The organism is Stenotrophomonas sp. P5_A9, from assembly GCF_056400525.1.
Map to the genome: position 1 here is coordinate 68,026 of NZ_JBFULC010000026.1, position 24,382 is coordinate 92,407.

The window sequence follows — 24,382 nt, forward strand, 5'->3', positions numbered from 1 at the left end:
TGGGCSCCCATGCCCTTGGAGGCGAAATAAAGGAGGAGGCCGCTCCGCGGCCGGAGGACATTCGCCGGAAAGGGCATGGGCGCCCAGCGCCCGATCCACCGACCACCGCGCCTGGGAAGGGTCAAAGCGCGCTTCATGCTCGCCACGCGGAGGGCAGAAGAGCCATTCCATTGACCCCGCAGCCGAACAACCGTCGCTGCTACCCGGGCGCGTGGTGTCGTATGGTTGGGTCAGGTCTTTGATGGGTCTGCCTGCATGCGTAGTGCCGATTGCGATGCTCGAGTGCTGGCGGAACTCATCCGCGACGGATTCGAGGCCTACCATGCGCGCTTTGCGGCGGTGACGCGGCGGGCGCGGGTGCGCTTTGAAACGCGTGACTGGGCCGGCGCGCGCGGTGACGCGGTGGAGCGGATCGGGCTGTATGACCACTGTATCGCGCAGACCGTGGATGCGTTGCGGCGCGCCGCCGGCGATGCCATTGGTACGCGCGCGTTGTGGCTGCAGATACGTCAGGCCTACGCCGTGCTGCTCGATGCCCTGATCGATGCCGAGCTATACAAGACCTTCTACAACACCCTGGCGCGGCGGTTGTTCGCCACGAAGGGCGTGGATGCGGCGATCGAGTTCATGGCGATGGACGTGGAGCCCTCCGACGCGATTACCCATCCGGTGGCGCGGCACAGCTATACCGTGTCGGCCAGCCGCCCCGCCGAAGCGCTGCTGCGGGTGCTGGGCGACTATCGCTTCGATGTCCCCTATGCGCACCAGTTGCGCTGCGCGGCGGCGATCGCGGTGCGGCTGCAGGATGACCTGGCCCATTGGGGTGACTATCCGGTGCGCAGCATCGAGCTGCTGGACACGGTGTTCTACCGCGAACGTCGCGCCTATCTGGTCGGCCGGGTATTTGGCGAGCACCGTTTTTCCCCGTGCGTGATCGTGCTGGTCAACGATGGGCAGGGCCTGCGCGCGGAAGCGGTATTGACTGGCCGCCGCGATGTGGCGCATCTGTTCGGGGTCTCGCGCAGCTACTTCCAGGCCGACCTGGCCACGGTCGGCGACGCGGTGGTGTTCCTGCGCAGCCTGCTGCCGGCCAAGCCCATCGATGAGATCTACACCGTGCTGGGCCGCGCCAAGCAGGGCAAGACCGAGCGCTACCGCACTTTCTTCCGGCACTTCCAGGATCATCCGGGCGAGCAGCTGGTGCACGCCGATGGCACGCCCGGCATGGTCATGGCGGTGTTCACCCTGCCCAGTTATCCGCTGGTGTTCAAGCTGATCCGCGACCGGTTCGCCTGGCCCAAGACGATGACCCGCCACCAGGTCGAAGAGAAGTACGCCCTGGTGTTCAACCTGGATCGCGTCGGGCGCCTGCTCGATGCGCAGCCTTATCGCTACCTGCGCTTCCCGCGCGCGCGCTTTGCCCCGGCGCTGCTGGAGGAACTGCTGCACCAGTGCAGCGCCAGCGTCAGCGAAGACGGCGATGAGCTGGTGATCGCGCTGTGCTACGTGCAGCGCCGCTTCCGTCCGCTCAACCTGTACCTGCGCGAGCAGGGCGGCGATGGCCGGCGCAACGCCGCGCTGGACTATGCGCAGGCCATTACCGACATGGCGCGCAACAACATTTTCCCCGGCGACATGCTGCCCAAGAACTTCGGCGTGTCGCGCCATGGGCGCGCGGTGTTCTACGACTACGACGAGCTGTGCCTGGTCAGCGACTGCAACTTCCGCGCGTGGCCGACGCCGCGCAACGAAGAAGACGCCTTGGCCGACGAGCCGTGGTTCCAGATCGGGCCGCGGGATGTCTTCCCCGAGCGCTTCTGGATGTTCATGGGCTTGCCGGCAGCCGAGCTGGCCGCCGTGCGCGAGCGCTTCGGGCATCTGTTCGACCCGGCGTGGTGGCAGGGCCTGCAGGCGCGCTTCGCGACGGGCGATTTTCCCGATACCCCGCCTTATGCGGCCAGCCATAGGTTGGCATGATTGGCCGGCAGTGCCTGCCTGCGCTACGCTTCGGTGCATCCACAAGGAGCAGGTGCGATGCGTTCATTCCATATTCTTGCGCTGGCCCTCGCCGTCGGCGGTGTCGGTATGTCCATGGTCCCCGATGCAGCCTCGCAATCGCGGCGGGAGGTGCGTCAGCAAGCCGAGGCCAGCATGGTGCTCACTGGCCAGATCGATATCGGCACGGATGGCCAGGTCGAGGCGTTCCAGATCGACAAGCGCGGCCAGGTCAACGATGCCATCGCCCGGTTTGTCGAGGGCGCGGTGCAGGCCTGGCGGTTCCAGCCGGTGCTGGTCGATGGGCAGGCGGTCAAGGCGCGCAGCCCGGTCAGTCTTCGCCTGGGCGGCAGGATCAATCCCGATGGCGGCCAGCAGGTGACGCTGCTTGCCGCCAGTTTCCAGCAGTACGACCCCACCGCCACAGACGACGTGACCCGGCTGAAGATGCCCCCGCCGGCGTATCCGGAAGACGTCTATCGTGCCGGCGGACGCGGCGACGTTCTGTTGCTGGTACAGGTGGGCCGCGATGGCAAGGTCATGGACGTGGCGACAGAGCAGGTCAACCTGCGCGTGATTGCCAATGAGGCCGCCATGCGCCAGATGCGCGACAAGCTGTCCCGGGTCTCGATGGCGGCCGCGCGCAAATGGACCTTCAAGGCACCCACCACCGGGGAGCACAAGGAGGACGCGAGCTGGACCGTACGCGTGCCGGTCACCTTCGCCTTCCATGGTGAAGAGATGCGCTACGGCAAGTGGGATGCCTATATCCCTGGACCGCGCCAGCAGGCCCAGTGGCGCGCGGACAAGGCGCTGGGCGCCGATGCCAATGCCGATCTGCTGCCGGCCGGCGGCGTTTTCATGGCCGATGCCGCAAGCAAGGGCCCGCAACTGCTGACCCCGCTCGGCGGCTGATCCGACGGGATGCGGTCGGCATACGCATCGACTGGCGCCGCGTCGCTGTCGCAGAATTGACCGGCACGCTTTGCTAGGCTGGCCGTCCCATCAGGACAAGGAGTCATGAAGATGCAGTCATCATTGCGTTGGATGTTGGCCTTCGGGCTGGGCGTGGCGAGCGTGGCCGGCATGGTCGAGGGGGTCGTGGCAGCGCCAAGCATGCGGGCGCTGCAGGACCAGGTGGAATCGAGCATGCGCATCAAGGGCAGCCTGGACATCGGTGCCGACGGCCGGGTAGTTGCGGTGCGTCTGGACCAGCAGGACGCGATCCCCGCCGGCGTGGTCGGCTTCGTCAAGGAATCGATGGCCGGCTGGGAATTCGAGCCGACGCTGCAGGATGGAAAGGCGGTGCCCATCACCACGCCGGTCTCGCTGCGCGTGGTCGGCAAGGTCCAGGGCGATGGCAGTGCACGGATCGAGATCCGCAGCGCCAGTTTCATGGACTATCGGGAAGACGACCTGACCCGGCCGGCGCGGCTGAGCGGTTCGGTGCCGACCTATCCGGTGCGCACCGCCGGTCGCGGTGCCGCCGCCGACGTGTTCCTGCTGATCCAGGTGGGCCGCGATGGCAAGGTGCGCAATGTCGCCGCCGAGCAGGTCAACCTGCGCGTGCTGGTGCCACCGCGCCAGCTCGACACGGTCCGCACTGCATTTGCCAACAGTGCCATCCAGGCCGTCCGTGACTGGCAGTTCCGCATCCCCACGCAGGGCCCATTGGCCGATCGCGAGACCTGGGTGGTGCGGTTCCCGGTGCGCTACGCCGACCAGCGTCCCTCGGGTGACGTTCCCGCATGGGAACCGTACCTGCCCGGCCCGCGCCAGCGGGCGGCGTGGCAGCAGCCCGAGCGCGTGACGGTAGCGCCGGACGCGCTGGGTGACGGCGTGTATGTGGCCGGCGACACCCGCGGCCCGGTACTCAAGACGGTGCTCGGCCAGGGCTGAGCCGCCGTCGTCGGCGTCGCTGTGGATCAGCGGCGCCGAGGTGGCCCCGGCGCCGCCCGCATCCTCACGCTTGCGGGTACACCACCGTGCGGTTGCGGCCCTGTTCCTTGGCCATGTACAGCGCCTTGTCGGCAAGTCGCAGCGCCTGCAGCGGGTCGTCGTGGTAGCTGGGGTAGTGAGCCACGCCGAGTGACACCGTGACCGAGCCGACCTCTTCGAACACCTCGGCCGCCACCTGCCGGCGCAGGCGCTCGGCGATGCGTACCGAGGCCTCGGTGTCGATGCCCGGCAGCAGGATCAGGAATTCCTCGCCGCCGTTGCGGCACAGCAGGTCGGTATCGCGCGAATCGTCGCGCATCAGCTGCGCGATGCGCAGGATCACCGCGTCGCCCACCGCATGCCCGAAGCGGTCGTTGATGGTCTTGAAGCGGTCGATGTCCAGCGCGATGATCCCGAACGGCTGCCCGCGCGCCTGCCAGTCCTCCAGCCCCTGCTGCAGCCCGCGCCGGTTCTGCAGGCCGGTGAGCGGGTCGGTCATGCTGGCACGGTTGAGCTTGCCGATACGGTCCTGCAGCAGGTTGAAGCTGTACAGCAGCGCCTGCTTGAGCTGTGCCACTTCGTAGTACCAGGCGCGGATGCTGCTGACATGGCGGATGGCGATGCCGGTGTCGCGGTTCTGCACGTTGCGCGCCAGCTGCCACAGCGGCAGCGAGATGCGCCGGGCAAACCACCAGGTGATCAGCAGCGACAGCACGCCCAGCGGTATGGCGTTCCAGATCACCGCTGCCATCAGCGTGGACAGCGCCGACAGCGTCGCCTCGGTCGGACGCTGGGCAACCACACCCCAGCCGACGATCGGCACCGGCGCATAGCCGGCCAGCATCTGCACGCCGTGGCTGTTGCGCACATGCTGGGCGCCGGAGTGGCCCTTGCTGACCGCCTGCACCACCGGGTTTTCCATCGCGACCTGACCGACCCGGGCCGGCTCGATGTGGTACAGGATGCGGCCGTTGCGGTCGACCACGTACAGGTAGGAGCCATCGCGGTAGTAGTGCTTGCCCAGCAGCGTCTGCAGGATGCTGCGCTCGCGCAGGTAGATGGTGCCGCTGACGTAGCCCTTGTACTGGCCCTGCGCGCTGAAGATCGGGTGCGAGATCGCCACCAGCAGCCGTCCCGTGGCGGACTGGTAGGGATCGCTGATGAACGGCATGCGCCGCGCCAGCGCTTCCTTGTTGCCGCGGCTGTTGAGCACCACGCCCTGCAGGGCCAGGCTCTGCGGCGAGGTAGCCAGCACGGTGCCGGCCGGGTCCACGATCAGCACCGAATTGAAACTGTTGGTCTGCAGCTGCAGGCGCGCCGCCTCGGCTTCAAGTTCGCTGCGGTCGTGCGCGCGCTGGCCCAGCGTGGTGGCGCTGTAGGCCAGCTGCTGCTGCGCGGACTGGATGAAGTTCTGGGTGGTCTCGGCCAGCTTGCTGGCATACACCCGATTGGCTTCCAGGGTATTGCCGATCAACTGCTCGCGCTGCACCCGGTAACTGGCGTGCAGCGTGTTGGCCAGCGCGATCAGGGCACTGAGCAGGGCCAGGGCAAGGATCAGCTTGCCGAGGTTGAGGCGGGTCGAAAACGGGCGCATGGGGGCGTTCAGACTGGCAGGGTGCAGCGCCAGCCGAGGGACGGATGGAACGGCAACGGTGGAGCAATCAGGAGCGCACGATTTCCCCGCTCCCGGGCGGACTACGGTCACGGCGCGGATTATTGCGGATTCCGCAGCCGCGTGGGTGAAGCGGTTGCGTGTCGCAGCACTCAGCGCTCCAGGCGCTTGCGCAGCACGCTGCGCACGTTGCCGGCCGTGCTGGCATCCAGCGGTGCCAGCACGCCGCGCACGTGTGCGGGAATATGCGCGCGGGTTCCCTCGTCGGCCTCGAACACGTAGTGATCGAACATCTCCCGCCAGTGCGCGCGTTGCGTGGGTGGCAGCTCGCGCAGGGCCAACATCGCCAGCATCAGGGCATTCATCGGTGCATCCATCCACGCCGGTACCGGTCGCCACCAGGTGTTGACCAGAACGTTGAACGCCTCCAGGCCTTCCATGTGGTGCCACCACAACGAGGGAATGAACACCGCATCGCCCGGGCCCAGCTCGGCGACCTGGGCCTGTGCGAGCGCCTGGGGGAAGCGCGGGAAGCGCTGCAGGTCCGGCGCGGCGAAGTCGACCAGGCTGACCGCCTGGCCGGCCGGGGTGAAGTCCAGCGGCCCGATGTACAGGTTGTCGATCTGCCCGGGTGGGAACAGCGTCACCCGGCGCCGCCCGGCCGCCACGCAGGCCAGGTTGTCCGGCACGTCCTGGTGGGCGGCGATGCGCGAGCGGTTGCCGATCCAGATGCTGGTCAATGGATCGTGCACGCCGAGCGCGAGCGGATTGGCCGCCGCGAAGCCGGGCAGGAAACTGTCGAGCGTGGTGGAGGCGACGTAGATGGTGGGCGGGGCCGCTTCGCCCTGGTATTTGAGCAGCGTGTCCAGCACTACCTTCAGCGCGATCTGCTCGCGGCGGAAGTTGAAGCCGCTCATGTCCGCGTTGTAGAAGATCCGGCCCTGCGCCTGCGGTGCGGCCGTGGTGGCGGTGACCGGCATCTGGCCATGGTCGAACTGCTTGAGATGGCCCACCGCGGACGCCGCCGAGTCACGCGCGGCGGCCACCATCGGCCAGTGGGCGACCAGTCCGCGCAGCACCTTCGGGGTGGTCCACGACGGCAGCAGCGCGGGCAGTTGCGCCGGATCCAGATCCGGGATCTCGTCGATCGGGCCGGGCAGGGTGGACATGGACATCCTCGGGGGATGGAGGGGATGGCGCCCACCGTAGCGCACGGCAGGCGCGTGAAGCGACCGATCGCAAGGCGGAGCGGCCGCTCGTATGGAGCGGCCGACCGACGGGCGGCCCGGGTGGGATCAGAACTTGTAGCGCACGCCGAACATGTAACGCGGGCCGGTCTGGGTGGCGTAGCGCAGCATGTTGGTGTGGCGCGAGTAAGTGCGCATGGTTTCGTCGGTGAGGTTGATCGCTTCCACGCTCAGGGTGAGCTGGTCGCTGACCGCGTAGCTGATGTTCAGATCCAGCTGGCCATAGGCATCTGTGTAGTTGGGGTTCGGGCCCTGGCCACCGATGCCGTTGAGGAACGTGTCGCGCCAGTTGTAGGCCGCACGCACCTGCCAGTTGTACTTCTCGTAGAACAGCACCAGGTTGGCCGAATCGCTCAGGCCGATCATCGGGTACTGGTCGCCCAGGCTCAGGTTGTCGAAGGTCAGCCCGGACTTCACCTTGGTGTAGTTGGCGGCCAGGCCGAAACCGGTCTGCCCGAACAACTGCTGCACGCTGAGTTCCCAGCCGTCCAGGTGGTCCGAACGCTGGTTGGCCGGCACGGTGATGTCGAACCCGGCCACCGGGTCGCCGGGCTGGCCGACGATGGTGCCGGTGCGCTGCCCGGCCGAGTTGGTGCCGGTGGCAGTCACGCCCGGATCGCCGTCGTGGTTGGCAAAGATGTAATCGCGGATGCACGGCATGTCGGTGACGCCGCAGCCCGATGCCAATGCCTCGTTCCAGTAGGTGCCGCCCACCGGCGTATGCAGCCCGGCGCTGTTGTCGCGCACGATGGTGTTGCTGATGAAGTTCTTGATGTTCTTGCGGAAGAAGCCGACCGAGGCGTAACTGGATTGGCCGTAGTACCACTCCAGCGACAGGTCGAAGTTGTCCGACAGCAGCGGCTCCAGGGCCGGGTTGCCGCGTGAGCCGGTGCCGCCCTGGGTGCGCACGATGTTGTCGAAGCGCCGACCGCTGTCGATCTGGGTCCAGCCGGGCCGGCCGATGCTGCGGCTGTAGCTGCCGCGCAGCGCGAGTGTTTCGGACAGGTCCAGCTTCAGGTCCACGTTGGGCAGCACGTAGTCGTACTTGCCCTTGCCGCCGATGAAGGTGCCCTCGGCGGCGTAGCCCAGGTTGAACTCATTGGCCGAGCCCCAGTTGATGCTGGTCGGTACGCGCACCAGCGCGGTCGATTCCACCTCGGTCTGCTCGTAGCGCACGCCGGCGGCCACATGCAGCGGCATCGACCCGTCGACGGTGGTGCGGTACTGCAGGTAGGCGCTCTTGGAGGTTTCGGTGGTGCGGATGTCTTCGGTGTACTCGGTGGGCGCCAGGTAGCAGGTGGGGCAGGGCGGCTCGCCGTTGGCGGCGACCTGGCCGGCGCGCTCGCGCAGGCGGTCGAAGTCGAATACCAGGAACTGCCCGGTCAGGCGCGGATCGCTGTGGCCGGAGAACGCATCGAAGTACCTGGCCATGTCATCGGCGTACAAGATGTTGTCATCGTAGTCGGCCGGACTGCCCAGGCCGCCCCACGTGTCGCGCTGCATGATCGCCGAGGCCGAGCGGTTTTCCACCTTGGTGTGGCCTACGCCGAAGTCCAGCGCGGAATAGTCGGCGAACTTGAACGTACCGCGGCCCTGGTACTGCTGCACCTTGGATTTGTTGTAGCTGTTCTGGAACACCGAACCGGTGACCAGCGCATCGGCGGCCTGCACGCCGCCCGGCGGCAGCGCGATGTTGATGATCGGCAGGTCGCCGCTGTAATCCACCGTGGTCTTGCCGCGCACGAAGGCGGCCACGCCGAGTACGCCAGCAGAGCCGTACGGGCCGTCCGGCTGGGATTCGGCGGTGGAGTTGTGGACGTCGAAGGACAGGTCCAGCGCGTCGTTCACTTCCCAGTCCACGTTGAAGCCGAGCGAGTCCATGGTGTTCTTGGTGGCCAGCTTCATGCCGCCCATCGACACGTCCGAGTTGGTCATGTCCTCGCTGTAGATGATCGGCGCCGATATCGGGCCGTTGGTCCAGGTGCTGTCGCCGGGCCCGTAGTTGAACCACACCGAGAGTTCGCTGCGCTGCTGCTGCACCTTGTTTTCCACGTAGGTGTAATCGAGCGTGGTGGTGATGTTGTCCGCTGGCTTCCACTGCAAGGTTGCCTGGCCGTTGGTGCGCTGGCGCTGCACGCCATTGACGTTGTAGGCGGTGTTCTGCGGGCGCGCGTACACATCGGTGGGGCCGGGGCGGTTCTGGATGCGGTCCGCGTAGCCTTGGCCCGGCTGCGGCAGGGCGCGCCAGTCGCTGCTTTCATTGCCGTAGAAGGTGGCCCAGCCTTCGGCCACGGTGGCCTGGTTGAAGCCGGAGTCGCGCTCCTGGTAGCTACCGCTCAGGGTCACGCCGAAGCGGTCGTCGGCGTAGCGCTGGCTGAAGATGCCCGACAGTTCGCCGGTGACGCTGGAGCCCTGCAGGGTACGCGGCAGGTTGTCGTTGGAGCTGTCGTTGACCGCCTTCAGGCCGAGGCTGATCACCGGCTCGGATTCCAGCGGACGCATCGTCTTGATGTCGATGGTGGCGCCGATGCCGCCGGTGGGATTGTCGGCGCAGGTGGTCTTGTACACCTCCACCGCCGAGATCGACTCGGAGGCGATGTTGGCGAAGTCGAACGAGCGCGAGCCGGACAGTCCGCCACCGCCGTTGCCGAGGTTGGAGGACGGCATCTGGCGGCCGTTGAGCAGCACCAGGTTGAAGTCCGGGCCGATGCCGCGCACGGTCACCTTGGAGCCTTCGCCGCTGGAGGTGCGGTCGATCGATACGCCGCTGATGCGCTGCAGCGATTCGGCCAGGTTGGTATCGGGGAACTTGCCGATGTCTTCGGCGACGATACCGTCGACCACGCCCTGGCTGTCGCGCTTGAGGTTCATCGACGAGGTGAGGCTGCCGCGGATGCCGGTGACCTGCACCGCGTCCAGCGTGGCCGGGTCGGGCGCCTCCCCCGTGGCCGGGCGGGTCGGATCCTGCGCCCAGGCAGGGCTGGCCAGCACGGCCAGCAGCGCGGAAGTGAGCATCGCCTTGCGGGGTACGACCTTGTACGTCTTCATGAAAGCTCCCTCCCCAGGGAAATCGATAATGGCGTCCTACGGCGTGATGGCACGGTTCAACCGCACACGGGCCGGATTGGGGGCCATCGTTGACAGCGTTGTCAACAAACGACCCTGCCATTGCGGATCCGCCCGGCACGGGCGCCACGTCCAGCGCTGTCATCCGGGCCGTATCGACCACCGGTAAAGCACCGTGGCGCAGGGCCTGCGGTGTGTTTCCTGCGGTATCCCGTGCGGCCGCTGCAGCATGCAGGCCGCGTTGTGCAGTGCAGAACGAAACTGCGCGGATGCCCGAAGCAGGCCGCCTTTGCCGCCCATGTCCCGTCCGGTGACAGCGCTGGACAATCGATGACGAAGCGGGTTCCATGTGTGGCCGCCGAATGGCTGGCATACCCTTCAACAAGGACATGCAATGGACAACCCTGCTGCAGTGCGTGGGCAACACGTGCAAAGCAACCGCGTGGCGCTGACGGTGGTCACCGCGATCTTCTTCATGTGGGGCTTCCTGACCTGCCTCAACGACATCCTCATTCCGCACCTCAAGGCCGCCTTCGCGCTCACCTGGGTGCAGGCGATGCTGGTGCAGTTCACGTTCTTTGGTGCGTACTTCCTGATGTCGCTGCCGGCAGGGCGGTTGGTCGCGGCGGTGGGCTACAAGCGCGGCATCGTGGCCGGGCTGGCCATTGCCGGCGTGGGCGCGCTGCTGTTCTGGCCGGCTGCGCATGCGCATGTGTACGGGTTGTTCCTGGCGGCGTTGTTCGTGCTCGCCACCGGCATCACCGTGCTGCAGGTAGCGGCCAACCCGTACGTGGCGCTGCTGGGACCGGAGCAGACCGCGTCCAGCCGGCTGACGCTGGCGCAGTCGATGAATGCACTGGGCACCACGCTGGCGCCGCTGTTTGGCGGTCTGCTGATCCTGTCGGCCGAACCGCGCACCGATGAAGCCCTGGCGCTGCTGCCGCAGGCAGAGGCGCTGGCTTACCGCGCCGCCGAAGCGCAGTCGGTGCAACTGCCGTACTTCGGCCTGGCGGTGGCGCTGTTCGTGCTGGCCGCAGCCATCTGGATGTTCCGCCTGCCGGCCATCCCGGGCGTGGAAGAAGGCGCCACCGGCGGGCGCATCCGCGACGCGCTGCGGCATCCGCACCTGCGCTACGGCGTGCTGGCGATCTTCTTCTACGTGGGCGCCGAGGTATCCATCGGCAGCGTGCTGGTCAACTTCCTGTCGATGCCGGGCATCGGCGAAGGGCTCACCGAACAGGAAGCCACCCGGTATGTGTCGTTGTACTGGGGCGGTGCGCTGGTGGGGCGCCTGGTCGGCACCGTGCTGCTGGCACGGCTCGACCCGCGCCGCCTGCTGGGCATCTTCGCGCTGGTGGTGATGGCGCTGCTGGCGGTCACCATGCTGGCCGGTGGCGGGTTGGCCAAGTGGGCGGTGGTCAGCATCGGGCTGTTCAACTCGATCATGTTCCCGACCATCTTCGCGCTCGCCATCGCGCGGCTGGGCGCGTTGACCGGCAAGGGCTCCAGCCTGCTGGTGATGGCCATCGTGGGCGGTGCGGTGGTTCCGCTGGCGATGGGCTGGGTGGCCGACCACCACGGCCTGCAGCTGTCGTTCCTGCTGCCGATGCTGTGCTACCTGTACATCGTCTTTTACGCGTGGCGGGGTTCGCGCCTTTCCCCCTAGCGGTGCCGCACTGCTCAGCGGCGGCGCGGTGCGTGGGTGGATTCACGCACGAGCACCGCATGGTCCACGGTGACCATGCGGCCGCCGTCCGGGCTGCGGATGCGCTCGATCAGCTGCTCGGTAGCCAGCGTGCCCATGCGTGAGGTGGGCTGCCGCACGGTGGTCAGCGCCGGGTAGATGTGCCCGGCAATGGGCGTGTCGTCGAAGCCGCAGACCGACAGGTCCCTGGGGACGCGCAGGCCCCGTTGGCCGGCCACGCGATAGACCGCGGCCGCCATGTCGTCGTTGGCGGCGAAGATCGCCGTCGGTGGTTGCGGCAGGTCGAGCAGCGCGTTGGCCGCCTCGATGCCGGATTCGAACGAGAACTGCCCGCTGGCCACCAGCGCCGGGTCGTAGGCGATGCCATGTTCGCGCAGTGCCTGGCGATAGCCGGCCAGGCGCCACTGGCAGGCGCCGTGCGCGCGCGGCCCCTTGATATGCGCAATGCGGCGGTGGCCTTGTGCAACCAGATGGCCGATCAGCTCGACCACGGCGGTGGTCTCGTCCATGCGCACGCCGATGCGGCCTTCCGGATGGCGCGGGGCAATGCTGGCGAACGGGATCTCGTGCTCTTCCAGGTAGGCCAGCACCACCGCATCGTCGGTCAGCGGCGGGATCAGCACCACGCCATCGGGACGCGAGTTCTCGAACAGCGCCGCCAGGTCGGGCAGGGTGCTGCGGCCGACGCCCACCGGCCCCAGTATCAGGTTGTAGTGGCTGGCGTGGCAGGCTTCCAGCATGCCGTTCTGGATTTCCATCAGGTAATTGCGCGAGGGATTGTTGTAAACCAGCGCCAATGCGTAGGAGCGCTGCCCGGCCAGGCTGCGCGCGGACAGGTTGGGCTTGTAGCCCAACCGCGCCACTGCCGCGGCCACGCGCTCGCGGGTTTCGGTGCGCACGTTGGGCTCGTTGTTGAGCACGCGGGACACGGTCTTGATCGAAACGCCCGCAACCGCGGCGACATCCTCGATTCGACTACGCATGGTGCGGTGGATCCTATGTGGGAGCAGGTCGGCAGAGGCCGATGGTAGTGCGGCGGTGTCGAAACGGTGTTGCCGATGCAGGCGGATGTTGCCATGCCGCGATGGCTTGTGGCGCACCCGTCGATTTCGTGCGGCATCGCAACACTGACAGCCTGATCCACGCATGCGTTTGAGCGCCAGCCCCTGCTGGTGCGGGACCGACGTCGCCATGGCGACGCTGCGCGGTTGACAGCAATGGCCGTGCTTTGTATGACAGCGCTGTCAGCCAGGGGCGTTGAACCGATCCAAATGTTGTCGACACGACGTGCTGCGCGCCGCGCAGCGCGGCCGACGGCGGCAGCGCCGACCCCGATCGCGCGTCATTCCCACCGGAGGTAGATGTCAGTGAACAGCCCCAACAAGACCATCCTTGGTACCTGCCTGCTGTTGGCCCTGGCCGCATCGGTCGCCGCCGCGCCTGCCACTGGCGAGACGCTCAAGGACTGGCCGCGGGTGACCAGCGCGATCACGCCGGATGCCGCCATCGAAGCGCGCGTGCAGCAGATCCTGGCGCAGATGACCCTGGCGCAGAAGATCGGGCAGATGACCCAGGCCGAGATCAAGACCATCACCCCCGAGCAGGTCCGCCAGTACTACATCGGCTCGGTGCTCAACGGCGGCGGCTCGTGGCCGGGCATGGACAAGCACGCCACGGTGGCGCAGTGGCTGCAGCTGGCCGATGCCTACCGCGCGGCCTCGCTGGCCACCGACGCACGCACGCCGGTTCCGGTGATCTGGGGCACCGATGCGGTGCATGGGCACAACAACGTCTACGGCGCGACGCTGTTCCCGCACAACATCGGCCTGGGCGCGGCCGGCGATGCCGAGCTGGTCGAGCGCATCGGCCAGGCCACCGCACGCGCCACCCGCGCCACCGGCATCGACTGGGTGTTCGCGCCCACCCTGGCCGTGGCCCACGACCCACGCTGGGGCCGCACCTACGAGAGCTTCTCCTCCGATCCCGCCGTGGTGCGCGAGTACGCGCGTGCCTACGTCAAGGGCGCGCAGGGTCGCTTCGCCGACGATGCCAACGTAGTGGCGACGGCCAAGCATTACATCGGCGATGGCGCCACCGACAACGGCCGCGACCAGGGCGAAGCACTGCTCGACAAGGCGGCCATGATCAACGTGCACGGCCAGGGGTATTACGGTGCGCTCGGTGAAGGCGTGCAGACGGTGATGGCCTCGTTCAACAGCTGGAATGACCGTGCCGGCCGCGTCGACTACGGCAAGATGCACGGCAGCAAGGCACTGCTCACCGATGCGTTGAAGGGCAAGATGGGCTTCGACGGGTTCGTGGTGTCCGACTGGAACGGCATCGCGCAGGTACCCGGCTGCCGCAACGACAGCTGCGCCCAGGCGATCAATGCCGGCATCGACATGGTGATGGTGCCCGACGACTGGAAGGCGTTCATCGCCAACACCACCGCGCAGGTGCAGCGCGGTGAGATTCCGATGGCACGCATCGACGATGCGGTCACCCGCATCCTGCGGGTGAAGCTGCGCGCCGGATTGTTCGAGCACAAACCCTCGGACAGCCGCCATGCCGGGGATGCCAACGCCGTGCAGGACCGTGCATTGGCGCGCCGCGCGGTGCGCGAGTCGCTGGTGCTGCTGAAGAACCAGGACAAGGTGCTGCCGCTGCGCCGCGATGCGCGGGTGCTGGTGGTGGGCAAGAGCGCCGACAGCCTGTCCGACCAGGCCGGTGGCTGGTCGCTGACCTGGCAGGGCACGGAGAACACCAACGCCGATTTCCCGAATGCCGATTCGGTACTCGGTGGGTTGCGTGCCGCGCTGGGCGCGCAGCAGGTGACCTACAGCGCCGATGGCACCGGGCTGGATGCCGGGCAGTTCGACGTCGTGGTCGCGGTGGTCGGGGAGACACCGTATGCGGAAACCAATGGTGACATCCTGTCCTCCGATTCGGTCAGCCACAGCCGCGTCTACCCGCAGGATCTGGCCGTGCTGCGCGCGGCCACGGCGACCGGCAAGCCGGTGGTGACCGTGTATTTCTCCGGCCGCCCGATGTACACCAACGACCTGCTCAACCTGTCGCAGGCCTTCGTGGCAGCATGGCTGCCCGGCACCGAGGGCAAGGGCGTCACCGACGTGCTGGTGGCCGGCAAGGACGGCAAGGCGGCGCATGATTTCCGTGGCCGGCTGAGCTTCCCGTGGCCGGGCGTGCCGTGCCCGGCGCCGATCGACCGACCGGATCCCAAGCAGCCGCCGCTGTTCACGCTGGGCTATGGCCTGCATTACGGTGCGTCAGGGAATGTCGCGCGCCTGCCCGAAGCCAACCCGGACAACTGCGGCGACGTGACGACGCTGCCGATCTTCAACCGCGCCGACACGCCGCCGTTCTCGCTGCACGTTGCCGCCGCCGGCGCCACCCAGCCGCTGGGCAATGATCTCAATGCCACGCTGCGGTGGCCGACCGCAGCGCCCGTGGTGCAAGTGCGCACCGTGCAGGTGAACACCCAGCAGGACGCCAAGGAGATCACGTGGCTGGCGCCGGCGCAGCTCATCGCCCGCAGTACCTCGCGCCGCAACCTCGGCGCACTGGCGCGCAACCACGGCGCGTTGCAGTTCGATGTGCAGCTGGTGCAGCGGCCGGCCTTGCCGGTGAAGGTGACCATGCAGTGCGGTACCGGCTGCGAGGGCGGGGTGGATATCGCGCCGCTGCTGGCCAAACTGATGCCGGGGCAGAAGCAGACGGTGACCGTGCCGCTGGCGTGCTTCGCCAAATACGGCGTGGACCTGGGCGCGGTGGAAGCCCCGTTCGTGGTGAGTGCGGACAAACCGTTTGCTGCAGCGTTCACCCAGGTGCGGGTGTCGGTGGATGCGGACAAGGTGGAGGGCGCGGTCAGCTGCCCGTGAAGCAACGGTAGAGCCGAGCCATGCTCGGCTGGCGGCCCAGGATGGCCTCTGCACCACCGGCGTTTCATGCCGGATCGGAGAGCAGCCGAGCATGGCTCGGCTCTACCCTGGTTCGTTTCGTGCCGGATCGGAGAGCAGCCGAGCATGGCTCGGCTCTACCCCGGTTGGTTTCATGCCGGATGGGAGAGCAGCCGAGCATGGCTCGGCTCTACCCCGCGCGACGAAAAAGGCCCCGCAGTGCGGGGCCTTTTTCTATCTCGATGCCGCGCCGATCAGCGCTTCATCGAACCGAAGAACTCGTCGTTGGACTTGGTGTTCTTCATCTTGTCGAGCAGGAATTCCATTGCCGCCATTTCATCCATCGGATGCAACAGCTTGCGCAGGATCCAGATCTTCTGCAGCAGTTCCGGTTCGATCAGCAGGTCTTCGCGACGGGTGCCCGAGCGGTTGATGTCGATCGCCGGGAACACGCGCTTTTCAGAGATGCGACGGCTCAGGTGCACTTCGCTGTTGCCGGTGCCCTTGAACTCTTCGTAGATCACCTCGTCCATCTTGCTGCCGGTATCGACCAGCGCGGTGGCGATGATGGTCAGGCTGCCGCCTTCCTCCACGTTACGCGCCGCGCCGAAGAAGCGCTTCGGACGGTGCAGGGCGTTGGCGTCCACACCACCGGTAAGCACCTTGCCGGAGCTGGGCACCACGTTGTTGTAGGCACGTGCCAGGCGGGTGATCGAGTCGAGCAGGATCACCACGTCTTTCTTGTGCTCGACCAGGCGCTTGGCACGCTCGATCACCATTTCGGCGACCTGCACGTGACGGGCGGCCGGCTCGTCGAAGGTGGAGCTGATGACTTCGCCGCGCACTGTGCGCTGCATTTCGGTCACTTCTTCCGGGCGCTCGTCGATCAGCAGCACGATCAGGTGCACGTCCGGATGATTGGTGGTGATCGCCGTGGCCACCTGCTGCATCATCATCGTCTTACCGGCCTTGGGCTGGGAGACGATCAGCGAACGCTGACCCTTGCCCTGCGGTGCCATCAGATCGAGGATGCGGCCGGTGATGTCTTCGGACGAACCGTTGCCACGTTCCAGGGTGAAGCGCTTGCGCGGGAACAGCGGGGTGAGGTTCTCGAACAGCACCTTGTTCTTGGACGCTTCCAGCGGCTCACCGTTGATGGTGTCCACGATCGACAGCGCGAAGTAACGCTCGCCATCCTTCGGGAAGCGGATGCGGCCGGACAGGTGGTCGCCGGTACGCAGGTTGAAGCGGCGGATCTGGCTGGGCGAAATGTAGGTATCGTCCGGGCCGGCCAGGTAGCTGGCTTCGGCCGCGCGCAGGAAGCCGAAGCCGTCGGGCAGGATTTCCAGCACGCCGTCGGCGGCGACGCCGTCGCCGTGGCGGGTGAGCACCTTGAGCAGGGCGAAGATCACGTCCTGCTTGCGGGCACGCGCCACGCCTTCGGAGATCTGCAGCTGCTCGGCGATTTCCAGCAGCTTCTGCGCCGGCATCCGCTTGAGGTCGCTCAGCGAATAGACCGGGAAGCCTTCAGGCACGTTGGCCTGCTGGCTGCGCACGAACGGCTGCTGCGGTTCGTTGTTGTCCTGCGGCATGCCGTCATCGTTGTAGCGATCGCCACCGCGGCTGCGGTCACGGCGATTGCGGAAACGGTCGCGGCGGTTGCCCTGGCCCTGACCTTGGCCTTGGCCCTGGTTCTGACCTTGGCCTTGACCCTGGTACGGGTTCTGCCCGCCCTTGGGCGCGTTGTTGCCGTTGCCGTTGCCGTTGTGGTTGCGCTGGCCACCGTCGCCGGTGTCCTGCTGCGCACCGCCCTGGCCGGACGAGGATTCGCCAGCGTGGGGGGCAGGTGCCTGCTGCGGTGCCGACGGCGCGGCGACCGGCGCCGGCGCGTCAGGCGCGGCAGCCAGGGGCAGGGCGGATTGATGCGTGGGAGAAGAACCGGTTTCGGCAGCGGTGTTGGCGGCGGCCTTGGCGACGCGCGGCTTGCGCACGCGCTTCTCGGCAGGCGCGTCGGCGCTCCCGGGTTCGGAAGTAGTGATATCGGACAAGTGCTGGATTCCTCGCTAGAAGGTGCGAGCGCCCGGCAGGGCGGCGAACGTTGGGAAAGGATCTGGAAGGAAACAACGTCCAGAAGATGCGGCGCGCGAATGCGGCCGGATATGCCGACACTAACACCGGCTCGCGGCAGCGCGCAAGCCGGGCGGGGCAGGGTCATTCATGCGGGCGCAGGCCCGCGTGGCAGCCGGAGGGGGCCGGCTGCCTGCCAGGGTCAGGCCAGGGCCTTGTCCAGCATGCCGGCGAGCTGGGCCTTGCCCACCGCGCCAACCTGCTGCGCCTGGACTTCGCCGTTCTTGAAGACCAGCAGCATCGGGATCGAGCGCACGTGGTACTTGGCGGCCAGTTCGCGCTGTTCGTCGACGTTGACCTTGGCGATCTTGGCGCGCCCGTTGTAAGCGTCGGCCAGCTCGTCCAGCGCCGGGGCGATCATCTTGCAGGGGCCACACCATTCGGCCCAGAAATCGACCAGCACCGGCTCTTTGGAATCCAGTACTGCGCTTTGGAAGTCAGCGGTGCTGACATGTACAACCTTGTCGCTCATCTTGGTCTCTCGTCTGGAAATGCACCCGGCCGGGCCGGAGGAGGTTGAAGTTGGACGCCACCGACCGGTGCCGTCCGCGTCTGCTGCCTCGTGACCGCACAGGCGGTCAGCGGTGCGCCAGGTGGATGCCTGGTCGCTCACGGCGGGCAGTGTACCGCTAACGTCGCAGGCGGGCAGGGGAGGGGTGGAACCAAGCATCCTGTGATTGGCGTCCCGGTTTAATCGGGCAACTGAAGAGGATATGTGGGTACTGGAGAGGCAGTACCAGCGGAAGCGCGCGTCCCGTTCAACTGGCGGCAGGCGCGGTGAAACCAGTGAGAAGTGCCCTCTTGGGCCCGATCAGCCACGGCCAGGTCCGGTCCCGGTGCCGCTGTCTCGCAGCCGGCTGCGACGGCAGAGCCCGGTTTGGCGCCGACATTGCGCTAAACTGCCTCACTGTGCGGCGCCCCAGGACCCGATGGTCCGGCCCCGCCGACCCCGGCGCAGGGCCCGCAATGGCGACGGTGCCCCCCAAGATTGCAAGCCTCCCGCGCACCGCTGCCGGGCAGGCCTTACCAAGACGGACACATGAGCGACAAACCGCTGACCGATTTGACCTTTTCCTCCTTCGAGCTGCATCCGGCCCTGCAGGCCGGCCTTGAAGGAGCCGGATTCACCCGTTGCACGCCCATCCAGGCGCTGACCCTGCCGGTCGCACTGCCCGGCGGCGACGTCGCCGGCCAGGCACAGACCGGTACCGGCAAGACGCTGGCCTTCCTGGTCGCGGTGGTGAACCGCCTGCTGACCCGCCCGGCACTGGCCGACCGCAAGCCCGAAGACCCGCGCGCGCTGATCCTGGCCCCGACCCGCGAACTGGCCATCCAGATCCACAAGGATGCGGTCAAGTTCGGTTCGGACCTGGGCCTGCGCTTTGCGCTGGTCTACGGCGGCGTGGATTACGACAAGCAGCGCGAGATCCTGCAGCAGGGCGTGGACGTGATCATCGCCACCCCGGGCCGCCTGATCGACTACGTCAAGCAGCACAAGGTGGTCTCGCTGCACGCCTGCGAAATCTGCGTGCTCGATGAAGCCGACCGCATGTTCGACCTGGGCTTCATCAAGGACATCCGCTTCCTGCTGCGGCGCATGCCCGAGCGCTCCACGCGCCAGACGCTGCTGTTCAGCGCCACGCTCAGCCACCGCGTGCTGGAGCTGGCCTACGAGCACATGAACGAGCCGCAGAAGCTGGTGGTGGAGAGCGAGTCGATCACCGCCGCCCGCGTGCGCCAGCGCATCTACTTCCCGGCCGACGAAGAGAAGATCCCGCTGCTGCTGGGCCTGCTGTCGCGCAGCGAAGGCGCGCGCACGATGGTCTTCGTCAACACCAAGGTGTTCGTCGAGCGTGTTGCCCGGTCGCTGGAAAAGGCCGGCTACCGCGTCGGCGTGCTGTCCGGCGATGTGCCGCAGAAGAAGCGTGAGAGCCTGCTAAACCGCTTCCAGAAGGGCCAGCTGGAAATCCTGGTGGCCACCGACGTGGCCGCGCGCGGCCTGCACATCGACGGCATCAAGTACGTCTACAACTACGACCTGCCCTTCGACGCCGAAGACTACGTGCACCGCATCGGCCGTACCGCACGCCTGGGCGAGGAAGGCGATGCGATCAGCTTCGCCTGCGAGCGCTATGCGATGGGCCTGCCGGACATCGAGGCCTACATCGAGCAGAAGATCCCGGTCGAGCCGGTGACCAGCGAGATCCTGACCTCGCTGCCGCGCGCCGCACGCGCACCCGCCGCGCCGGGCGAGGAAGGCGACGACGAGAACGAGAGCGTTGGCCAGATCTTCCGTGAAGCGCGCGAAGCGCGTGCGGCGGAAGAACAGCGTCGTGGCGGTGGCAGCAGCAGCGGCCGCGGCGGCAAGCCGGCCGCCGGCCGTGGCGAGCGCCGCGCGCCCGGTGAGCGCAGTGCCGATGGCAAGCCGCGCCGTGAGCGCAAGCCGCGCGTGGAAGGTGAGGCACCGGTCGTCGTGGCCGATGCCGAGGCCGCGCCGCAGGTTGCGCCGACTGCGGCCCCGACCGCTGCCCCGACTGCCGAAGGCAGTCCGGCCGTGGACGGTGAGCGCGCGCCGCGCAAGCGTCGTCGTCGTCGCAACGGCCGTCCGGTCGAAGGCGCCGAGGGTGCGGCAGCGACCGGCCCGGTGACGCCGGTGCAGGTGGCGGCCAAGCCGATGCGCGGCACGCCGGCGGCCGATCCGAGCGCGTCCTTCCTGACCCGCATCGGTCGCAAGATCCGCCGGATGCTGTCCGGTTCGTAAGACCTGACGCCTGACCTGCGCGGTCCGAGGTCCCGCCCCCTTGGTAGGGGGGCTGTCGCGAAGCGACGGGGATCCGGTGCTGATACTGCGGGGCCCACGGTTGGCGCAGCCAACCGTGGGGCGACAGCGCCAATGCGATGTCGCGTCCCCCGGCCAATGGCCGGCACGACCGATGCATCCCCACCTGCACGTCGTCACCCTCGTCCTGCATAATCAGGGGATGAGCGTCCTGCGTTTTGACAATGTCAGCAAACAGTATGCCGGCGGCCACCAGGCCCTGGTCGACGTCAGCTTTGATGTCGCCCCCGGCGAAATGCTGTTCGTCACCGGTCACTCCGGTGCGGGCAAGAGCACCCTGCTCAAGTTGATCCACCTCGACGAGCGGCCCAGCCGTGGCGCGGTGATCTTCGATGAGCGCAACCTGCTGAAGGTGCGGGGTGGCAATATTCCGCGGCACCGGCGGCAGGTGGGGGCGGTCTACCAGGACCACCGCCTGCTGATGGACCGCAGCATCGCCGAGAACGTGGCGTTGCCGCTGATCCTGCGCGGCACCCGCCGCGCCGACATCGGCAAGCGCGTGCGCTCGGTGCTTGAACGCATGGGCCTGGGCCACCGCGAAAAGGCACTGCCCTCGCAGCTGTCGGCTGGCGAGCAGCAGCGCGTCGGCATCGCCCGCGCGATTGTCAGCGAGCCCAAGCTGCTGGTTGCCGACGAACCCACCGGCAATCTCGATCCGACCCTGGCGGCGGAAATCATGGCGCTGTTCGCCGAGCTGCCCGATCGCGGCACCAGCGTGCTGGTCGTCAGCCATGACCTGGCGCTGCTGCGGCACATGCGCAAGCGCGTGCTGATCCTGGACCACGGCAAGCTGATCGACGACATCTCGCCGCAGGACCTGGCCGAATGAACGCACCCCTCAACAAGGAAGCCGCGGCGCCGTCGCGCCTGGGCGTGTGGTTGCACCACCATGGCCACAGCGTGGTGTTCAGCCTGGGCCGCGCCTGGCGCAAGCCGTGGGCGACGCTGCTCACCATCATGGTGATGGCGCTGGCCCTGGCGTTGCCGCTGGGCCTGTCGATCGCGCTGGACAACCTCACGCATTTCGCCGGCAGCGTGCAGCAGTCGCGCGACATCAACCTGTTCCTCAAGCCGGACGTTGCCGCAGCGGCGGCCGGGCAGGTGGCCGATTCGCTGCGCGGTCGTGCCGACGTGGCCAACGTCACCGTGCAGACCCCCGAGCAGGGGCTGCAGGAACTGCGTGAAGGGGCCGGGCTGGGTGAGGCGATCGATGCGCTGCACGACAATCCTCTGCCTACCCTGCTGATCGTGACCCCGACCGCCGGCACCGATGATGCGCGCCTGGCCACCTCGCTGGAGGGCCTGCCACAGGCCGACCTGGTCCAGCACGATGCGCTGTGGCGCAGGCGCCTGGACGCCTGGCTGGGCTTTGGCACGCGGCTGGTGCAGGTGCTGTCGGTGCTGCTGGGCCTGGGCGCGGCGCTGGTGGTGGGCAATACCGTGCGGCTGGACATCCAGGCGCGCCGCGACGAGATCGGCGTGCTGCAGCTGCTGGGCGCCAGCGATGGCTTCATCCGCCGCCCGTTCCTGTACCTGGGCGCGTGGTACGGACTGGGCGCCGGTGCACTGGCGTTGGGCCTGATCGGCGTGGCCGGGCTGGCGCTGCGCCCGCCGCTGGCCGCGTTGTCGGAAAGTTATGCCAGCCCGTTCGTGCTGCATGGGTTGGACCTGCTGCATTCATCGTTCGTGCTGGTCGGCACCGTGGTGCTGGGCTGGCTGGGCGCGTGGCTGGTGACGGGGCATTTCCTGCGCCAGACCCGACCGACCGAAACCTGAGGCCCGCATGCGCCCGCAAGCCCTGAAGCACCTGGTCGACGATGCACCGCGCGTGATGGTGGTCGACGGTTCCAAGCTGGTCCGCAAGTTGATTGCCGATGTGCTGCAACGCGAACTGCCGGACGTGGACGTGGTGGGCTGCGCAAGCATCGAAGAGGCGCGCAGCGCGCTGGCGGCCGGGCCGGTGAACCTGGTCACCACCTCGCTCACGCTCAGCGACGGCGATGGCCTGGCGCTGGCACGTCTGGTGCGCGAAACCGCCGGGCAGGCCTATGTGCCGGTGATCGTGGTGTCCGGCGATGCGCAGCAGCACCTGGAGCAACGCCGCTTCACCGAATACGTCACCGACTATTTCGACAAGGCACTGGGGCATGAAGCGCTGGCCACCTTCATCCGTGGCTACGTGCAGCCGGAGACCATTCCCGGCGCGACCATCCTGTATGTCGAGGACAGCCGCGTGGTTGCCGAGGCGACCAAGCGCATGCTCGAACGCCAGGGCCTGCGCGTGCTGCACGTGATGACCGCCGAAGAGGCCTTCGCGCTGCTCACCGCCGAATCGCTCGGGCGCAGCAGCCACCGCATCGACCTGGTGCTTACCGACGTCACCCTCAAGGGTGAGCTCAGCGGCCTGGATGTTGTCGAGCGCGTGCGCGTGGACTTCGGCTACGGCAAGCGCCGCCTGCCGGTGCTGGTGATGACCGGCGACGGCAACCCGCTCAACCAGTCCGGCCTGCTGCAGGCCGGTGCCAACGATCTGGTGCAGAAGCCGATCGAAGAACGCCTGCTGGTGACCAAGGTGCTGTTCCAGCTGCGCCTGGCCCGGCTCAACGACAAACCCGTGGTGCGATGAACGACGAGGCAACCTCGAGCATCCAGCTCGAACCGAGCTGGAAGGCCCGTATTGGCGCGTGGCTGCTGCGTCCGGAGATGCGTGAGCTGTCCAGCTTCCTGCGCCAGCGCAAGGCGTCCGGTGCGCATGTATTCCCGCCCGGCCCGCAGATATTCGCGGCCTTTGACGCCACCCCGTTCGAGCAGGTCAAGGTGGTGATTCTCGGCCAGGATCCGTATCACGGTGTTGGGCAGGCCCATGGCCTGAGTTTCTCGGTGATGCCCGGCGTGCCGGTGCCGCCGTCGCTGCTCAACATCTACAAGGAACTGGAGGCCGACCTGGGCATCCCGCGCCCGGACCACGGGTGTCTGCTGCCGTGGGCGCGCCAGGGTGTACTGCTGCTCAATGCGGTGCTCACCGTGGAAGAGGGGCAGGCCGGCGCGCACCAGAAGCGCGGCTGGGAAGGGTTCACCGACCACGTCGTGGACACCCTCAACCGCGAGCGCGAGGGCCTGGTGTTCATGCTGTGGGGCAGTTACGCGCAGCAGAAGGGCAAGGTGATCGACACCGGTCGCCACCGCGTGCTCAAGGCGCCGCATCCGTCGCCGCTGTCGGCGCACCGCGGCTTCCTCGGCTGCCATCACTTCTCGATGGCCAACGCGTACCTGCAGCGCCGTGGGCAGACCGCGATCGACTGGTCCTTGCCGCCGCGCGCGGCGCTGTAACCCGCGCTGGCCCCCGGCCGACGGCCGTGATGCGCGGCGATCACCACGCCGCGACGATTATCTCAATCGGTCAGCATTTCCATGATCGCGCGCGCCACCTGGCGTTTGCGCGCCGGCATCCGTCGCAGCAGCGAGAGAATCTCGGTTTCCTGGACGGTGCGTGCCGCCTCCACCGGCACCGGCTCGGGGAGCGGCAGTTCGGCGCCATCGTCGGGACGGCCGGGACCGCGCCCTGTGGCCAACCATTCAAAATGGACTTGCGTCACAATTGCGACGCGTGAAAGATGTTGGACGCTCGGGGATGTGCCGCCTTCCCGTTCCCATTGCGCCACGGCGCTACGGCGCACGCCGGTTTCCAACGCCAACTGTGTCTGGGACAGGCCAGCCGTTAATCGGGCCCGCCGGATTCTGTCGCACATCGCCTGCATTTACTGCCCCCTTTCCCTGTTAGGTAAGCACGGCTTCCCTGAAAGCAATTCTTTTGTCCTGTGTACAGAACTGCTTCCGCTTGCTGCTGCAGCAGGGGGAATGGTTGGACGCTGACCCGCCGGCAAGCGTCGCTTCCCCCGTGTTTCACGCCGCCTTGATTTGACGGGCTTTTAGTTA

At 67.4% G+C, this 24,382-nt stretch carries 17 protein-coding genes; 10 read left to right on the top strand and 7 right to left on the bottom strand.

Features of this window, described 5'->3' with window-relative positions; genetic code table 11:
* The first annotated feature begins 255 nt into the window (after nt 1–255).
* From aceK to AC1DR7_RS10320, 3 genes are all read left to right on the top strand, one after another.
* Entirely contained in the window at nt 256–1,977 is a 1,722-nt protein-coding gene (gene aceK / locus AC1DR7_RS10310; protein ID WP_478050922.1) for a bifunctional isocitrate dehydrogenase kinase/phosphatase, read from the top strand.
* Nucleotides 1,978–2,034: 57 nt separating this feature from the next.
* Nucleotides 2,035–2,910 carry an energy transducer TonB gene (locus AC1DR7_RS10315; protein WP_457320793.1) on the top strand — a complete coding sequence of 292 codons (876 nt, stop codon included), beginning with the start codon at nt 2,035–2,037 and terminating at the stop codon, nt 2,908–2,910.
* A gap of 105 nt (nt 2,911–3,015) precedes the next feature.
* A complete protein-coding gene (locus AC1DR7_RS10320) occupies nt 3,016–3,894 on the top strand; it encodes an energy transducer TonB (protein ID WP_478076472.1) in 879 nt (292 codons plus the stop codon).
* A gap of 64 nt (nt 3,895–3,958) precedes the next feature.
* Here AC1DR7_RS10320 and AC1DR7_RS10325 read toward each other — a convergent pair whose 3' ends face one another.
* The 3 genes from AC1DR7_RS10325 to AC1DR7_RS10335 form a co-directional block, all read right to left on the bottom strand.
* Nucleotides 3,959–5,527: a sensor domain-containing diguanylate cyclase gene (locus AC1DR7_RS10325; RefSeq protein WP_457320797.1), complete on the bottom strand. Its 1,569-nt coding sequence runs from the start codon at nt 5,525–5,527 to the stop codon at nt 3,959–3,961.
* 170 nt (nt 5,528–5,697) lie between these two features.
* Nucleotides 5,698–6,714 (bottom strand): cupin-like domain-containing protein, encoded by a 1,017-nt coding sequence (locus AC1DR7_RS10330; RefSeq protein ID WP_478050923.1) that lies wholly within the window; start codon nt 6,712–6,714, stop codon nt 5,698–5,700.
* A gap of 126 nt (nt 6,715–6,840) precedes the next feature.
* A complete protein-coding gene (locus AC1DR7_RS10335) occupies nt 6,841–9,840 on the bottom strand; it encodes a TonB-dependent receptor (RefSeq protein WP_478050924.1) in 3,000 nt (999 codons plus the stop codon).
* A gap of 412 nt (nt 9,841–10,252) precedes the next feature.
* On the opposite strand from AC1DR7_RS10335, the gene AC1DR7_RS10340 reads away from it, so the two are divergent.
* Nucleotides 10,253–11,524 (top strand): sugar MFS transporter, encoded by a 1,272-nt coding sequence (locus AC1DR7_RS10340; RefSeq protein ID WP_256776687.1) that lies wholly within the window; start codon nt 10,253–10,255, stop codon nt 11,522–11,524.
* A 14-nt stretch (nt 11,525–11,538) separates the two neighbouring features.
* On the opposite strand, the gene AC1DR7_RS10345 is transcribed toward AC1DR7_RS10340, so the two are convergent.
* Nucleotides 11,539–12,546 carry a LacI family DNA-binding transcriptional regulator gene (locus tag AC1DR7_RS10345; RefSeq protein ID WP_256776686.1) on the bottom strand — a complete coding sequence of 336 codons (1,008 nt, stop codon included), beginning with the start codon at nt 12,544–12,546 and terminating at the stop codon, nt 11,539–11,541.
* Nucleotides 12,547–12,924: 378 nt separating this feature from the next.
* Between AC1DR7_RS10345 and AC1DR7_RS10350 the strand changes: the two genes are divergently transcribed.
* Nucleotides 12,925–15,462, top strand: coding sequence for a glycoside hydrolase family 3 protein (locus AC1DR7_RS10350; RefSeq protein WP_457320179.1), 2,538 nt, complete (start codon nt 12,925–12,927; stop codon nt 15,460–15,462).
* Nucleotides 15,463–15,734: 272 nt separating this feature from the next.
* Here the strand turns inward: AC1DR7_RS10350 and rho are convergent, their stop codons facing one another.
* Together rho and trxA are read right to left on the bottom strand one after the other, a co-directional pair.
* Nucleotides 15,735–17,528 carry a transcription termination factor Rho gene (gene rho / locus AC1DR7_RS10355; protein ID WP_256776684.1) on the bottom strand — a complete coding sequence of 598 codons (1,794 nt, stop codon included), beginning with the start codon at nt 17,526–17,528 and terminating at the stop codon, nt 15,735–15,737.
* Between the two features lie 221 nt (nt 17,529–17,749).
* Nucleotides 17,750–18,079 (bottom strand): thioredoxin, encoded by a 330-nt coding sequence (gene trxA / locus AC1DR7_RS10360; RefSeq protein ID WP_256776683.1) that lies wholly within the window; start codon nt 18,077–18,079, stop codon nt 17,750–17,752.
* 567 nt (nt 18,080–18,646) lie between these two features.
* On the opposite strand from trxA, the gene rhlB reads away from it, so the two are divergent.
* The 5 genes from rhlB to ung all read left to right on the top strand — a co-directional run bounded on the left by rhlB (nt 18,647) and on the right by ung (nt 23,776).
* The gene (gene rhlB / locus AC1DR7_RS10365; RefSeq protein WP_478052790.1) at nt 18,647–20,368 is read left to right on the top strand and encodes an ATP-dependent RNA helicase RhlB; all 1,722 of its coding nucleotides are present in this window, start codon (nt 18,647–18,649) and stop codon (nt 20,366–20,368) included.
* Between the two features lie 220 nt (nt 20,369–20,588).
* The gene (gene ftsE, locus AC1DR7_RS10370; RefSeq protein WP_256776681.1) at nt 20,589–21,275 is read left to right on the top strand and encodes a cell division ATP-binding protein FtsE; all 687 of its coding nucleotides are present in this window, start codon (nt 20,589–20,591) and stop codon (nt 21,273–21,275) included.
* Nucleotides 21,272–22,222, top strand: coding sequence for a permease-like cell division protein FtsX (gene ftsX, locus AC1DR7_RS10375; RefSeq protein ID WP_457317933.1), 951 nt, complete (start codon nt 21,272–21,274; stop codon nt 22,220–22,222). The genes ftsE and ftsX overlap by 4 nt, the downstream gene beginning before the upstream one ends.
* Nucleotides 22,223–22,229: 7 nt before the next feature.
* Entirely contained in the window at nt 22,230–23,072 is an 843-nt protein-coding gene (locus tag AC1DR7_RS10380; protein WP_256776679.1) for a response regulator, read from the top strand.
* Nucleotides 23,069–23,776 carry a uracil-DNA glycosylase gene (ung, locus tag AC1DR7_RS10385; RefSeq protein WP_457317934.1) on the top strand — a complete coding sequence of 236 codons (708 nt, stop codon included), beginning with the start codon at nt 23,069–23,071 and terminating at the stop codon, nt 23,774–23,776. Before AC1DR7_RS10380 ends, ung begins: the two co-directional genes overlap by 4 nt.
* Nucleotides 23,777–23,838: 62 nt before the next feature.
* Here the strand turns inward: ung and AC1DR7_RS10390 are convergent, their stop codons facing one another.
* Nucleotides 23,839–24,204, bottom strand: a complete 366-nt coding sequence (locus AC1DR7_RS10390; protein ID WP_457317935.1) for a helix-turn-helix domain-containing protein — start codon at nt 24,202–24,204, stop codon at nt 23,839–23,841.
* Between the last annotated feature and the right edge of the window lie 178 nt (nt 24,205–24,382).